At 36.5% G+C, this 14,599-nt stretch carries 14 protein-coding genes; 6 read left to right on the top strand and 8 right to left on the bottom strand.

What is annotated here, in order from left to right; all coding sequences use genetic code 11:
• Window positions 1-151 precede the first annotated feature (151 nt).
• The 5 genes from ACUVXA_RS06855 to ACUVXA_RS06835 all read right to left on the bottom strand — a co-directional run bounded on the left by ACUVXA_RS06855 (window position 152) and on the right by ACUVXA_RS06835 (window position 5,348).
• Entirely contained in the window at window positions 152-2,092 is a 1,941-nt protein-coding gene (locus ACUVXA_RS06855) for a S8 family serine peptidase (protein WP_445870502.1), read from the bottom strand.
• A gap of 413 nt (window positions 2,093-2,505) precedes the next feature.
• Window positions 2,506-3,522 (bottom strand): hypothetical protein, encoded by a 1,017-nt coding sequence (locus ACUVXA_RS06850; protein WP_445870501.1) that lies wholly within the window; start codon window positions 3,520-3,522, stop codon window positions 2,506-2,508.
• Window positions 3,523-3,718: 196 nt separating this feature from the next.
• Window positions 3,719-3,958, bottom strand: coding sequence for a hypothetical protein (locus tag ACUVXA_RS06845; RefSeq protein ID WP_445870500.1), 240 nt, complete (start codon window positions 3,956-3,958; stop codon window positions 3,719-3,721).
• 205 nt (window positions 3,959-4,163) lie between these two features.
• On the bottom strand, window positions 4,164-4,880 hold the full coding sequence (locus ACUVXA_RS06840; protein WP_445870499.1) for a hypothetical protein: 717 nt from the start codon (window positions 4,878-4,880) through the stop codon (window positions 4,164-4,166).
• Window positions 4,881-5,162: 282 nt separating this feature from the next.
• Window positions 5,163-5,348, bottom strand: coding sequence for a hypothetical protein (locus tag ACUVXA_RS06835; protein ID WP_445870498.1), 186 nt, complete (start codon window positions 5,346-5,348; stop codon window positions 5,163-5,165).
• 188 nt (window positions 5,349-5,536) lie between these two features.
• On the opposite strand from ACUVXA_RS06835, the gene purM reads away from it, so the two are divergent.
• From purM to ACUVXA_RS06820, 3 genes are all read left to right on the top strand, one after another.
• A complete protein-coding gene (purM, locus tag ACUVXA_RS06830) occupies window positions 5,537-6,610 on the top strand; it encodes a phosphoribosylformylglycinamidine cyclo-ligase (RefSeq protein WP_445870497.1) in 1,074 nt (357 codons plus the stop codon).
• Between the two features lie 91 nt (window positions 6,611-6,701).
• The gene (locus ACUVXA_RS06825; protein ID WP_445870496.1) at window positions 6,702-8,864 is read left to right on the top strand and encodes a hypothetical protein; all 2,163 of its coding nucleotides are present in this window, start codon (window positions 6,702-6,704) and stop codon (window positions 8,862-8,864) included.
• 201 nt (window positions 8,865-9,065) lie between these two features.
• Entirely contained in the window at window positions 9,066-9,719 is a 654-nt protein-coding gene (locus ACUVXA_RS06820) for an HAD family hydrolase (RefSeq protein ID WP_445870495.1), read from the top strand.
• 18 nt (window positions 9,720-9,737) lie between these two features.
• Here ACUVXA_RS06820 and ACUVXA_RS06815 read toward each other — a convergent pair whose 3' ends face one another.
• Window positions 9,738-10,049, bottom strand: a complete 312-nt coding sequence (locus ACUVXA_RS06815; RefSeq protein ID WP_445870494.1) for a hypothetical protein — start codon at window positions 10,047-10,049, stop codon at window positions 9,738-9,740.
• Between the two features lie 272 nt (window positions 10,050-10,321).
• Here ACUVXA_RS06815 and ACUVXA_RS06810 point away from each other — a divergent pair, with 272 nt between their 5' ends.
• Window positions 10,322-10,816 carry a hypothetical protein gene (locus ACUVXA_RS06810; RefSeq protein ID WP_445870493.1) on the top strand — a complete coding sequence of 165 codons (495 nt, stop codon included), beginning with the start codon at window positions 10,322-10,324 and terminating at the stop codon, window positions 10,814-10,816.
• 28 nt (window positions 10,817-10,844) lie between these two features.
• Here the strand turns inward: ACUVXA_RS06810 and ACUVXA_RS06805 are convergent, their stop codons facing one another.
• Both ACUVXA_RS06805 and ACUVXA_RS06800 read right to left on the bottom strand, forming a co-directional pair.
• Window positions 10,845-12,053 carry an ATP-grasp domain-containing protein gene (locus ACUVXA_RS06805; protein ID WP_445870492.1) on the bottom strand — a complete coding sequence of 403 codons (1,209 nt, stop codon included), beginning with the start codon at window positions 12,051-12,053 and terminating at the stop codon, window positions 10,845-10,847.
• Between the two features lie 2 nt (window positions 12,054-12,055).
• Window positions 12,056-12,802 (bottom strand): hypothetical protein, encoded by a 747-nt coding sequence (locus tag ACUVXA_RS06800; RefSeq protein ID WP_445870491.1) that lies wholly within the window; start codon window positions 12,800-12,802, stop codon window positions 12,056-12,058.
• A gap of 254 nt (window positions 12,803-13,056) precedes the next feature.
• Between ACUVXA_RS06800 and ACUVXA_RS06795 the strand changes: the two genes are divergently transcribed.
• Both ACUVXA_RS06795 and ACUVXA_RS06790 read left to right on the top strand, forming a co-directional pair.
• Window positions 13,057-13,797, top strand: a complete 741-nt coding sequence (locus ACUVXA_RS06795; protein WP_445870490.1) for an MBL fold metallo-hydrolase — start codon at window positions 13,057-13,059, stop codon at window positions 13,795-13,797.
• A 211-nt stretch (window positions 13,798-14,008) separates the two neighbouring features.
• Window positions 14,009-14,458 carry an Lrp/AsnC family transcriptional regulator gene (locus tag ACUVXA_RS06790; RefSeq protein ID WP_445870489.1) on the top strand — a complete coding sequence of 150 codons (450 nt, stop codon included), beginning with the start codon at window positions 14,009-14,011 and terminating at the stop codon, window positions 14,456-14,458.
• The last annotated feature ends 141 nt before the right edge of the window (window positions 14,459-14,599 follow it).

The following is a 14,599-nucleotide window of genomic DNA, read 5'->3' as shown; positions in this document are numbered from 1 at the left end:
CCTTTTCTATTAATTTTGTTCTTAATTATGTTGTTGTTTACTCCTTTGTTTCGGGCTTAAAAAACGCTTCTTTCCGGGGAAACTTGTTGAGCAAAACACAAGCATATATTTCCCGTATACGGTTAAAAAAGAATAAAAAGAAGGGATTCAATTAGAACCAGTCAGGTGGCGGGGGAGGAGGATACCATTCATCCCAGCCAGGCTCGTAGTATCCGGGAAAAGGTTCAAGTTTCCTACTTCTAGCCCGTAAGCCGGCTATTAACGCAACCAAGCAAATAGTTGCTACTCCCGCAATGCTCCCAATAATCAAAAGATTTACTGTATTGTCTAAACCGACAAATAAGAAAGATAACAAATATTCCCACGAAGGTGGGTCATGATAGATACCCAAGGGAACAATATACAACACATTTTCACTTTCACCTCCACTGTTATTAACTAATTCTAGATTTCCTGAGAAGTGGTCGGGAGATTCACCTGGAGGAACTAGAAATCTGATTTGCACAAATACTTGTGTATTATTAAGAGGAGAAGAAGTAATATTGCCAATATCGAGTAGAAAGTTGCTGGCATTACCTGTCACGGTGAAATTTGGATTAATGATTGGATTTCTGGTTATATTTCCTACAATAATTGTTAGGTTAAGAACTGTAGGAGTTATGTTGTTAAGTGTTAAAGGGCTTGAAATAGCTCTTATCGGAGTTACTATTAAAGGCGGTGTAATATTATTATCCTCTATATAATAATCACAGAGATAATTATATGCCTTGGAAATATTTATCAGTCCAGCTCCCTGCGAGAATGGGTTCAATCCTAAGTCTTTAGCTGTCATCATAAGGGCAGCTTTAATAGTGTTTGGAGAAACCCAAGATACATTAGAATTTTCATCAAGCAGTAAAGCTATCGCACCAGACACAACAGGTGTAGAAGCACTAGTTCCACTGAAAGATCTAGTACTGCTACCATCATTTGAAAGAGTGATTAGGTCTACTCCTGGGGCTACCATATCTGGTTTGGATCGATTATCATCAGTTGGTCCACGGCTAGAAAATGAGGCTATGGAACCGTAATTAAAACCGCTTGCTGCACCCACAGTTATAATGCGGGCTGCTAAACCAGGAGAATTTATACTAAAGTAACCATATCCACCCTCATTGCCGGCAGCTGCCACTACAACAACGTCACTGAGCCACGCATCGTTAGCCGTTATGCTCGAATTATCAGTAGAGTTTCCAGGATAACTACCTAAAGACATTGAGATAATATTGGCCCTAGGGTGAGGAAGTGTTGCATTACCCGTACTCAACGCTTCGTTTATTGCTTCATATAGCCAGTTTTCATATCCCTCTCCGGTTTCGTTTAATACCTTCAAATTTAGGAATTCTACTGCGGGTGCAACTCCCATAGCAGGGCCGCCTGACGCTCCAATTATTCCTGCTACAGCTGTTCCGTGACCATTTAGGTCTTTGGTATCTTCTTCATCTACAAAACTCTTACTATAATTTATCCTACTTTCATTTAGGTAAGTATGGGGGTTGATTCCAGTATCTAGGACTGCGACGAACACACCGGTTCCATTTAAATTATATGGTGGGTTTTGAAGTATGCTGGCTCCTATTGCAGTGTTAACACCTGTGTCTTTGGTTTGGATTGTGTTTGTTGTTATCTGGTGATCGGCTAGTTTAATTTTTCCGTTGTGGCTTATTGACCTTATGTAGTTTTGTTGGGCTATGGTTTCTGCCAGTTTTATTGGTGCTTTTATGCAGATGCCGTTGAGTATGGTGTAGTTTGATATGATTTTGAAGTCTCCGAGTTCTTTTAACAGGTGTATTCCTTGGGTGTAGTTGATTGTTTTTTCAAAGAAGATGATCATCTCGTATTCTGTTAAAGGGTCGGATGTTTGTAATAGTTGTTGGAGGTGTGTTCCCATTTTTGAATCTTGAGTGTTTGTGCTGAGGTGGTTGGTGGGAATGGTTAGTGTGTTTTGGAGTATGGGTTGTTGGTTGTAGGCGAGGAATAGGGAGACTGAGAGTAGTAGTGTTATGGTCGTGAGTAGAATGAGATTTTTTGCTCTTCTTCCGTAGATTTTCATGGTATTACTTCCATTCAGTTAAAGGGATGGTTTTCAGATAATTAGTTAGCGTTGGGATTGCTTTCCTGCCTTTATTTTACTATGGGATTTTTTTCATATATTTATATCGATTTACGCATTTGCTCACTGCGAATTAGTTAGTTTAGTTGGAATTTTTTGAATAAAAGAAGATAGGTTTTGTGGTGATGTGGAGGGTATTGTTTGTTACCCATTACTGAGAACACTAGGTCATCGCTAGCCTTTTACTCGCTGTGCACTATTATAATGGGTATACCCTCCATGTATAGTATCTGATTTTTGTTGAAATATGTTTTGGTTGTGCTAGAGTTTTTAAATTTTGAAAATTTTTCTTATTCTGGGAGATGATTGAAATATTGAATATTATTTTTTGACCCGGCTCAAAATTTTTGAGATTATTTTTTGGGCTGATTTTCTTGTTCTATTAGGGAGAGAAATTGTTTAACTTTGCTTTCTAGCTCTTTGGGGTCTGTTGCGCTTTCTGTGCGTGCTTTTTCCACAAGTTGCTCAGCTTCTTCGAGCCATTCTGGAGATTTGTTTTCTGCCTTCGCTCTGCAGATGTGATGGTTTAGTTTTGCGTATAGGGCACTTATGGTGCTTCCCATTTTTTGTAGTAATTCTGATGCTTTTAGATGGTTTTTCGATGCTTGTTCCCAATCTTTTTGTTTCTCAGCGCTTTTTGCGGAAGCGGAGTGGGCGTAATATTCTGCTATGAGAGCTTTTTCTACTTGACCTATTTCTCTTAATAGGTTGGATATTTTAATCTGGTATTCTGAAACCGTTTTCCAGTTTTCTCTGCTGCCCTCGTGAAGTATTAGTAATTCGTAGGCCCTTATTAAGGCAAGCTCTTTCCCCCGGAAACCGGTTTTTTCCAGAATCTCAGCAATCTGTAGGTAGAGTTGTGCTGCTTTTTCGAATTCTTTTTTTGTGTAGAAAATTTCTGCTTGGATATTTAGTCTTCTTCTCTTGGCGGTGAGCGCCGCTTTTTTTCCCAGTTTTTCTAGTGTTTCTTCAGACTCTGAAAATAGGGTGATTGCTCTTGCAGGATCATTTACTAGTAAACTGTCCTCGGCTTCTCTTAGTTTGCTAATAGTTAAGGTTAGTTCAGCAAGGTTTTCATTTTTAAGTTCTCTAAAAATTTTGGCAGCCTTTTTCCAATATGTGATTTCTAAAGGAGAAAGACCCTTAGTCTCTCCCCAGCCTCTCCGTATTCTTAGGTCCTCTATCCAAGAAACCACGGACTGCTTTATTAAAGTGAAGGCATCTTTTTCTTCCTGGTTGGTGGTTTTTTCAAGGATTTTATTTAGGAACCACTGGGTGTCTTCGAGGATACTTAATCCTAGTTCTCTGAGTTCGAAGACTTGTAATAGCAGGTCGAAAAGTCTATCAATGTAAGAGTTGGCGATCTCCAAAAAATTCACCTATTAAAAACAGTAGTGGAAATGAGTTTAAGAAATTTGCTCGCTTCTTAAAATCCTTAAACTTCTACCGGGAAGATTTAGAAATCTGGATGGTATGTTGACCTCAATTTTAAAAACAGGTCTCAAGGAGTTTGCACTGAGATGACCAATATTTTTGTCATTTTGGGTGATTGGTGAAGATCTATTTTTATTTTTGTCGTATTATTGAGGGCGGTTCTCTCTCCTCTAGTCCTTTTAGATAGTCTTCCAATTGTTTTGCACTTCTGAAGACGTGTATAATGTCCCGATCCACAATTTTTAATACTGCCCATTTTTTTTCCAGGGTGACGTATATTCCTCCGAATATTGAGTCGTGTTTCAGAAAAGTATCTCCGCCGCTCGCTCTCTTGCACCAAAAACCGTTTCTTCTCAGTACATTTTTGAACATTTGAGCACCCTCTCTTATAGATTTGCTAGTCTCCGCTTAATTAGGTTTGAAAATGGAGATATTAGAAATTTAATATGATGAGGATAACATTTGAGAAATATCTAAAAATCATTTGGATTAGTTTCAAAAGTAGTTAATCCGGTTAAATTGGTTTAATTTTTTAGTTTGTATCTTTAAATGTTTTATTCGTGTGGTTTTAAGTGGATTACTTTTTTCTTCTTTGGGTTGCGTCTATGACCATTGAGAACAGTAATGGTATTCTACTGTCCACCCTGTTTTTAACTTCTATTTTGTATGTTTCTGGTGAGGTTTTCAGAATATTTACAAAGATTTGACCATTTTTTACTAATGAGTACTCCTTTTTGTTTGGGTCTCCCCAGATTTTAAGTGTTACATTATCCTCGAGTGAGACTATTATGTAGTTTTGTTTTAGAACTCCTTGCTGCTGCATGATCCCAATTTTTTTGTTATAACGATCCTTAATAGTATACTGGGTGTATTGGGGATTTCCCTCAACTGTATCAATTATTAGTCCTTTGACGTCTCTAACCCTCATCATTATTCCGGAAGATGTGTTTTCACATTCTACAAATCCTAGAAACTCGTTTCCAAGATTATTTACCTCGTATTGAATATTGTTTTTTGAACTCACTACATTTATCAAAAAACCAGTTCCGAGAAAAATGTTAGTTCCTGAGGTTTCTTGGGAACCCTTTTCTTCTACTATTCTGCTTGGAACAAATGCCTGTTTTTCTTTTTTGGAACTTTTAGAGCTTCGGGCCAAAGGTATTATTAATGTCGCGTTATTTTTGGATAAATCTGCTTCAAATTCGAGGAGTTCCCCACAGTTTGGACATTTCTCATGGCGGGATAAGTAATGGTTTCCACAAACTTCACAACGCTTTACCTCGATTTTACTCATATTTTCTCCCCAAAGTGTTTATCCTATCTTATAATATAGAAAATGCGTTCTTATGAATATAGTGCTTTATAAATTAGCAAAACTTTTAGTTTTTATTTAAAAATTTTCTTAATATATACGCCAAATTTTTAGAAAAACCAAAAAAACAGAGACAAAAACCTAGAGGATTTTTAGAAGGGCTTTTTATAAGGTTTTATCGGTATATTCTGGTGGTGGTTGTTTTGGCTAGGATAACCGGTAGAATTCTAAGCATTGCCATTTTTTTATTTTAGTGGTTCTGGTTCAATTGCCACTAGTTATTCGGTCAATTAATACTATAAATTTAGCAAGTGGATTCGTGGAATGGGGGTTACAAATTATTCTAGTTGTTTGGCTTGTTGATTCTCTTCTAATTGCCCTCTCTTTTGAGTGGGTCTCTTTGATCCTTTCGTTAATTCCTTTTATTATAACTCTTCCAGTTTCTTTCATTTACATCACTCTTAATCCTGCGTATGGCTGGATTATTTTTATAAACGCCGCTTTTATTTTCATCTTGATATTTGCGAGAATGGTAGCAAATATAATATAATCTGAAAAAGTTGTGAAATTTTCGATATATTTATTTTCTACCTAAATTTTTATAAAAAAATCGGCTTTCTTCTAGTTAGGTGTGAGTGTTGGAAAAAAAAGGTTTAACATATCGAGATGCGGGAGTGGATCTGGTTAAGGCGAGTGAAAGCCACAAGATTATCGGTAGATTAATCGAAAAAACCTTTTCACTGAGAAGTGGGAGATTTGGTGAAGTGGTGGGAGAGTACGGGCATTACGCGAATTTAATAGATATCGGTTCTGGACGGGCACTAGCTGTTCACAGCGATGGGGTGGGCACCAAGGTTTTGATTGCTCAGTTAATGGATAAATATGATACTGTGGGAATTGACTGTGTAGCTATGAATGTAAACGATTTAATCTGTATTGGTGCTGAACCATTAGCCATTGTGGATTATTTGGCAATCGAGAAATCGGATCCAGAAATGGTAGAGCAGATAATTCGCGGTCTGGTTAAAGGAGCTGAAATGGCGAGTATAGCGATACTGGGTGGAGAAACCGCCACTATGCCCGGTGTAATAAAGGGTGCGGTTGAGGGAAAAGGATTCGATTTGGTTGCTATGAGTATCGGTATGGTTTATCAAGATAAGGTGATAACTGGAGAAAAAATTGTGGCTAATGATGTGATAATTGGTCTACAGAGTAGTGGAATTCACTCTAATGGCTTTTCCCTCGCGAGGAAAGCACTTCTAGATACTGCGGGATTTAATATATTTGATCCATTGCCAGGTTCGAATCAGACTGTAGGTACGTCATTACTTGAACCGACTAAAATTTATGTTCGAGAAGTTTTAGAAATTCTGGAAAAAGTTGAGGTGCATGGTCTTGCAAACATAACTGGGGGAGCATTCTCTAAGCTTAATAGAATTTGTTATGGTCGAATAGGGATGCATATTGACCAATTACCGGACCCACAACCTATTTTCCAGACTATCAAGCAGGCCGGGAACATTAGTGACTATGAAATGTACAGAACCTTCAACATGGGAGTCGGCTTCGTTGTTGTTGCGCCAAGAGAAAGTTCTGAAATTATTTTATCAATTTGTAAGAAAGCGGGAACTCAGGCTCAAATCATAGGTAAAACAACGAAAAAGAAAGGTATTATACTGGAAATAGGCGAAGATAATCTTCTAAAAATGTGAAATTTGAACCCTTATTAAGGCTAAGGTTTATTTTGGATCTCTAACCTTTTTAACATATTTTTAAAAAAATTGGTAGTATCGGTGAGAAAAATTGCCTAATAAAACTGGGAAAAAACCAGCGCTCCCAGAAATAGTTCCCTTGGGTGAACCATCATTTAATGATTTCCTTCTAAGCATATTTAATAGAGGGACAGTAAAAATCTGGAAAAGAAACGATATTAACGGAACTATTGCCCTATTCGTAGATAATTTTACCTTATTCATACTGCTTATCGGTTTACTCCCTATAATTTGGAGCCTACAATACATTCCCGCTTGGTACTTCTCAGCTCTAACAGGAATATACATCGCCCCAATAAATTTAATCGGAATCATCAATTTTTCTGGAGCTCAAATCCCGGTAATAATTCCCCAAGGGTACTCCTTGCTCCCCGATTTTCAAATATACTTTCCCCATAAACCCTGGGGCGTAATATCCGCCCTGCTAGGCGCAGGTGCACTACAAGTCCTCATCGGAAATATTGCCTATAGCTACTATGCATACAAAAAAACCATGGAAACTGGAAAAACGCACACCGCCCTACCTTTTGGAATAAGTGCTCCCGGAACATTCCTATTTTTAGGTGCAATCATCGGACTCTCCCAAACCATTCTTGGCTTTGACCTATACACCGCCATTTCTATAGCAATTCTAGCCAACTTTCTAAGCTCAATTTTCGAAATCATCATCGCTTTTGGCTTAATTGAATATATAAGGAGGCATATTCCAACAGCAGCGGTACTAGGCACAATAGCAGGAATAGGTTTTGCCTGGCTCATCCTAAATAATTTAGGTTATATAGCCGGAGGCCCAATTAATGGGATCTATGGCGCTCTCAACGGATGGCCCTATCTCTCACCCACTATTGGATTTGTAGTTCTATTCATTTTGTTAACGGGAATAATATCTCGTCTAAGAATTTTTAAGAAGATTCCAACAAACCTTTTGGCATTAATTGTTGGAACCAGTCTTGTGGGTATTAACATTTTGTGGCTGGGGGGCTTTAGTCCCTCGGGTGATCCCCTTTACTATTTTGGCGAGATGTGGGCTCAGATATGGGGTGGCACCGGCCCCCAATTTCCATTCGCTTTGATTCTCGCGTTCAGCACCGGAAATTTCCCTCTAGCCTTAAACTATATTTATCCACAGGCTTTCACCTTTATGCTCCCCGGTTTGAGACCCGAACTCCTGGGGCGAGGATTACAGGCCCTACCTATGATTTTGGCTGTTGTTATTCCTTTCCAAATTTACGATGCCTTAGAGAGCTACGCTAACAACAAATCTGGAAATCTTGAAATCGCCCATCAGTTCGGAATAGAGGAGCCCGAGATCTTAAAACTCTGGTGTGATAAATATGGGTATTCTGCAAAAACCACTATGCTCATAGATGGATGTAGCAGTCTGCTGGGAACACCTTTTGGGGGCTGGGCACCTACAGTGAACTACGTAGGATCGGCGAGTTATGTTAGAATGGGTGCGGGAATAGGATACTCGCTGCTGCATGGGATTATTACCGCAGCAGTAGTCTGGTGTGGAATACTATTCCTTGTACCCATGGTAATTCCAGCTAGTGTTACTGTGCCGATACTTTTGGTTATTGGAGGTTTAATTGTGATTCAAGCCTTCAAAGAAGTCTATGAAGAGAATAAAAAAGTGAATAGCCCTGATTTCATAATTTGGGGAGATTTATTTGCGGTAATGTTGGCAATGGTCCCACACTTCTTCACAGTCTTAACTCTTATCATAACTAACAATTTTAAAAGCGCTTACACCGGAGCATTAATGAGTAACGCAATAACGCCCTACCAACTACTTAACAACATATTTTTCATAACCATAAATATTCTAGGCATTCCGGTAGAAATTCCAGTTGCTCAGTATCTGGGCATCTACGGTTATGGGTTAAATGAAACATTTAGCTACTCGAGCGCCGCTTTCGGCTGGTTCGGGATAGTCTTCCTCGGACTAGGAGCAGCAACAGTAGGACTAATCTGGGGAAGCATTGTTTCCGACCTCAACCACAGACGCTTGAGAAGAGCCTTTATATTTGCTGCCATATCAGCTCCATTGGCACTATTTGGAATAATTCACGCATACTCAGTACCGACAAGCCTTGGAGAACTTGCTCTGCGCACTCCTTGGGCATTAGCATATTTGGCGATCGCAATATACTTACTGCTTCTCTGGTGGCGGGCTCCAAATATTAAAGACTGAACTACAAAGAATGAGTATAACCTTTCTCAATTTCATTTTCAATACGTGTTAGGAAGAGATATTATACCTTAGCGACTAAAAAGAAAATAAAATTAAAACTGAGTTTTCCCACAATATTTTATCTACTAAATAATGAAAACAAAATTCAAAAACAATTAATTACTAGTCTACGCTAATGCTAAACCCTAGGAGACATGGTTCATGAGAAAAAGGATTAAATCTATTATTTTTGATTTGGATGGAACACTTATAGATGTTCCCGATGGAGATTTTTTTGACCGGTTGCTAGTGGAATCACTTGTAGAAATTGGATGTGAAGTCCCCAGCCGGGAGCAGAGGGATCAGTTATGGGAGAGTGGTAAGGATTATCAGAAGATTTTAAAATCTTGGGGGGTGCGAAATCTAAATGATTTTTGGAAGGCATTCGATAGAAGGGATTTAGAAGCACGCCAAAGGCTCATGAGCATCAGCAAAATCAAACCCTATGAAGACGTGGTTGTCTTGGAGGGTTTGGCTAGAGAATTTTCTTTGGGGATCGTTACTAATACTCCCATGGAGTTAGCATTTTTGGAATTGGATACCTTTAATTTAACCCAGTATTTTGATTCCATTGTTGCTTTGGGAACTATTGAACAAAAAAATGCAAAGCCAGAGGCATACGGGATTCTTAAATGTATCAAGGAATTAAATAGCTCACCTAGGGATTCACTAGTGGTGGGGGATAAGGATAGTGATATAATTGCGGGAGTAAGAGCCGGTACACTTACTGCTATAATAGTGCGTTCGAGAATCAAAACTACGGTAAAGGCAGATTTTATTATAAATAATCTTTATGAACTAATTGAAGTCTTATAAATTCCCAAAACTCAAGTGTTATTCGAATTGAACCTTAAACAAATCATAATCTTTGTTGTGGTTAATTTCCACTCTTATAATATTATAGTTCGTTTCGAAAAAATCAGAATCATTTTCAATATATGCAGTAATGCCATCCTCACTAGCTATAGGAACTACTTTGTTTGCATATTTTTTAATATCAACTATAGTTGCATTTGATATCTGGATAAATGCTCCGCAGCAGGATTTATATTCTACAAAATTTATAAGTAAACCTCCCATACCCTGAAGTTGATCCAAATTATTTTTTATATATTTTTTGGCGATCGCAGATATTTTTAATTCCATTTTTCACCACAATAGTTACTATTAACATTACATAATATTATTAATTTTAGAAAAGCGAGGTAACATATTTGAGCTTTTTTAAAAAAGAATTGTTTATATGTTTTTCTAAACTCTATATTTATTTACTATTTTTTGACTAAAACTTATAAAATTGCGAAAATCACAATAATAATTTCTAATTTGTGAATATTTCTCAATAAGAACACAATATTTATTAGTGGATTGGCGCCTATTTATAATTAGATTATGCGGCTCACCTAGGTGTAATACCCATGATTCACAATTTTTACTTATTGAAGAAAAGCGGTGAATGTGTAATTCATCGAAAATACGGAAGTCTAGAGACCGATGAGAATCTGGTGTCAGGGTTTTTGAGCGCTATGTTTTCTTTTGGTAGAAATATTAGCGGTCGTAATATTGAAAGCGTGTTACTTGACGATAAAAAGTTCGTATATGTGTGTAGTGACGAGGTTATATTTGCTGCGTATACAGACCGAGATGATATGATCAAAAACAAACTTGATGAGCTTAGTGAACTATTTCTCAAAGAATATGGCAACCTGGAAAACTGGGATGGAGACCGCGATAAATTTGTAGAATTTTTACCTAAACTAGATGCAATTTTTGGTGCTGCGGGAAAAGAAGCTCCGGAAAATATTGTAAACGATATATTTCAAAAAATTCAAACTGGAAAAGGTTCAATAAATGACTCGATGGACGAATTGCTGAACTATTTTAAGGATAAGGTTAAAAAAGTTAATCAGTAATTCATCAAAGTTAAAGATCCACCTTTTTTTATTCATTTAATAGTCGGTTGATTCTATTCTTTCTGAATTGCTGGTAAATTTGTTTTGATATTCTACTTGCTTTTGATAGTGCTTTGCTTTTTGTGTTTTCAAGGATTTGAACAGTGCAAATGGGCATTCCTTTTTTTACAATGGTTCCTGGTTTGGTGATGTCAAAAACCTCGGGAATTGTAATTTCGGGCATTAAGAAGTCGTATTTTGCAAATAGAATTTTTTTTACGGCGCAACCTTGGCTTGGAATTTTTTTAGGAAGTATTCCTTGGTAAGCCTTAATGTGTGCCTCAACCATGTTTAATCCAGTTACCATCTGCACACATTCTAGGGTTCCTTGAAAACGGGGATTAATCTCCATTAAATAAGGTTCATTCTCATGTATAACAAAATCTATTCCATTGGAACCCTTTAAATTTAATAATTTACTTAAGACTTCGGAACCCGTTCTTATTTTATCACAAATGTTTTCCTTAGCAGTTAATGGTACGACGTTCCCACAATAAATGAAATCTTTCGCACCTAAACTGGAGATTCCGATTAATTGTTCATTGACTGATATCGCCAATGCTGATTTACCGGTTGAGAGAAGAGAACAACTGGCATCAATTCCTCTGACATATTCTTGAATCATAATTTTTCTATATTTTGACAATTGTTGGAATATTTTTTCTACTTCATTTATATTTTTAGCCAAATTAATCCCTTGTCCACCTCCTCCCCAAGTTGGTCGGATTATTACGGGTAAGCCTATTGATTTTGCGGCTTCTTTGGCATTATCCTCATCTTTTACAATTATTGAATCTGGGCATGGGATGCCTAGCTTTTTGGCTTCGCCAAAGATTTTTATTTTATCTCTTGAGTTTTTGAGGGTTTTCGGATTGTTTCCGATTATTGGAGCCAATTTATTGAGTTTCTCCCAAATTTGGGGTTGATCATCAAAACCACTTCCCACCAAAATAAAATCTATTTGATGTTTTTCCGTTAATTTCTGAGCTAGTTCTAAAAAAAGACTTGTATACCTTCTCTCCAAGTTTGTTTCTTTGGTTAATTCACTGACAATTAATACCTCATCTGCATATTTGTAGAGGTCAACATCCCCCCAGTAATCAACTACCAGAACATTTAATCCTAGTTTTTTTGCCGAAACTGCTATAGGTCTAGCGTTAAATCCTACCACAAGAACAGTTGACGGACTTTCAACCACGGCTAAGCGGAGCCCTCCATGTCAACACTTTGTGTTTCACTTTCTTTTACTGCCATTTTAATCTTTGCTACAATATCGTTTATTTTTACCTTTTTTGGTATAGCTACAGCAAGAAGCCTATTATTATCAATTTGCTGTGCTATTATCAATCCCTCTTTACCAGCAATAACAGAATAATCACTATCTTCGTTAGGGACCATATTACCACCTATTGTGTGTATAGCGCTTATCATTCCCGAAATAGTAATAGCATCTTCTGCTGGGTGAACCATCAGTGGTACCCCTTCATTGGTAAGAATGGCAATAGTTTTGGCTTCGGGTAAAGCGTTTCTAATATTCATAAATAATCCCTTTTTGGGATATTCTGACATTTCTACGATTAAGGCTACCTTTTCCGAAACTTTCTTAATTTTGTTTATACAATTTTCAATACCTGTATATTCAGCTTTCTTTCTTTCAATGAGCGCAGAAAGAACCATACTCGAGTTGACAGGTAAAGTTATTATAAGATTGTTCTGCGTAAAGGAAAGGATATATTCAGGGGTCTGATTAAGTAGTTTCTCAATAGCTTGAGATGAGATTGAGAGCAGAGTCGCGCTACTAGCGGCTAGCTTATCCTTATTAACTGATTCCTCTAATATCACCATTGATTCTGATTTTCCCTCTTTACTGATTAGGACCAGACCTTTGATAATTTCATCTTTCACTATTTCTTCTAATAGTTTAGCTAGCTCATTAACAGACTCCATCACAATCACCTTTTTTTCAACACGAATCTAATAACACTCGTATATATTTAGAAATGAAACATTTGAATAATGAATTTCGCTTTCCCTTTGTTTTCGATTGTTCTATGTATTATATTAAGAACGTTTAGTTTTAAAAATGTTAGGTGCTACAAAATAATAAAATGGTTTTTAAAAAAATAAATATATAAAAAAGTTTTACCCTAATATTTACAAAAAGCTATAACTATGATTGTAAAAATATTTTCGGTGATCTTTTGAGAGTAATCTTTTTGGGAACCGCTGGAAGTATGATTACAAAAAATCGTTCAAATTTAGCTGTGTTAATCGATGAGGATTTACTCATAGACTGTGGTGAAGGAACCACTCAAAAGCTTCTTTCGATTTTAGGAGATTTGACCAAAATTAAAAATGTTTTAATTTCTCATGGACATGCAGACCACGTTATGGGTTTAACTTCACTAATATGGGCGATGTGGCTTGTTAATAGAAGAACCAATGACCTACAAATAACCGGTCCCGAATATATTGAAAATCTGGTAATATCTTTATTAAAATTAGGATACACGCCACTTGATAAATTAGCATTCAAAATAAAATATAATTCTAATCCTGGTGATTTAGAGAATATTAGTTATATAACTACAGTTCATAAACCTATTAATTACGCCTATCGAGTAGAGAGGAAGGGAAAAAGCGTCTGTTATACTGGTGATACCGGGCCTTTTAGAGAATTGGTGGACTTTGCTAAAAACTGTGATTTGCTTATTCATGAGGCAGCGTTTCCAGACGAGCTTTCTGATTTGGCTCATACATTACATCATTGTACACCTAGTGATGCGGGATTGTTGGCTTCGAAGGCTAATGTTAAAATTTTAGCTCTTTTTCACTGGCCTGATTTTTTCGAAGGAGAAGAATCTATTTTTATTAATCAAGCTAAAAAAACGTTTAATGGAGAAGTTATTTTGGCTAATGATCTTGACATTTTAGAACTATAATAAGATTTTATGGCATTTTTTATTGAATAATAAAAAAAATTTAAATAATAATAATTAAAATTATATTTCTCGCAAAATATTTAAGGTATTTTTGCGATAAATTAATTAGAAATTGAGTATTTTCTTACAACAACGACCAACATTTTTAGGGAAAAATCACAGTATTATGCTTTCAATTTATTAGTAACAATTGATATGCAAGGTGTCGCTTGTGAAGGTCAAAAATGTCGACAGAAAAATCTTAAAACTTCTTCAAGAAGATTCCCGAAGACCCTTTAGAAAAATAGCTACAGACTTGAAAATCTCCGAGCCCACACTATATAATCGAGTTAAAAAGCTTCAGGAAGAATTGGTTATCGAGGGTTTTACGACCATTATCAATCCTGATGCTGTTGGCTTTCCATACCTCGCCTTTATTATGTTAACAGTAGAACCAGCAAAAGAAGAAGAGATAATTAATAAATTAATGAATTTACCGGAAATTATGGAACTGCATATTTTATTTGGGGAAAAAAATATACTTCTAAAGATTAGAAGTCAAGACATAGACTCCATAAGGAATTTTATTAATAATGGATTGAGGTCTATGGAGGGGATATTGAAAACAGAGACGTATCTATCGATGAAAACGGAAAAAGAAACACATATGATACCCATTTAGTAATCCCTTAAATTATTTTTATATTATATTATAAAATTTGAAATATATAAATGTTAATTATCTTTTTAAGAATTATTATTTGTTTAAATTGGGCGTAAAAAGTCTTTTGTACACTTCGAGGTTCGGAATGGTCTCTTTCAA

This window comes from Candidatus Jordarchaeum sp. (assembly GCF_052745115.1).
This window is presented reverse-complemented; position numbering and strand designations above follow the sequence as displayed.

Bases quoted from the DNA above. Each gene is read 5' to 3' on its own strand.
- ACUVXA_RS06800 (WP_445870491.1), bottom strand. From the start codon at position 12,802: ATGGAGTCTGTTAATGAGCTAGCTAAACTATTAGAAGAAATAGTGAAA.
- ACUVXA_RS06855 (WP_445870502.1), bottom strand. From the start codon at position 2,092: ATGAAAATCTACGGAAGAAGAGCAAAAAATCTCATTCTACTCACGACC.
- ACUVXA_RS06845 (WP_445870500.1), bottom strand. From the start codon at position 3,958: ATGTTCAAAAATGTACTGAGAAGAAACGGTTTTTGGTGCAAGAGAGCG.
- ACUVXA_RS06815 (WP_445870494.1), bottom strand. From the start codon at position 10,049: ATGGAATTAAAAATATCTGCGATCGCCAAAAAATATATAAAAAATAAT.
- ACUVXA_RS06840 (WP_445870499.1), bottom strand. From the start codon at position 4,880: ATGAGTAAAATCGAGGTAAAGCGTTGTGAAGTTTGTGGAAACCATTAC.
- ACUVXA_RS06835 (WP_445870498.1), bottom strand. From the start codon at position 5,348: ATGAAAGAAACTGGAAGAGTTATAATAAAAGGAATTAACGAAAGGATC.
- ACUVXA_RS06810 (WP_445870493.1), top strand. From the start codon at position 10,322: ATGATTCACAATTTTTACTTATTGAAGAAAAGCGGTGAATGTGTAATT.
- ACUVXA_RS06820 (WP_445870495.1), top strand. From the start codon at position 9,066: ATGAGAAAAAGGATTAAATCTATTATTTTTGATTTGGATGGAACACTT.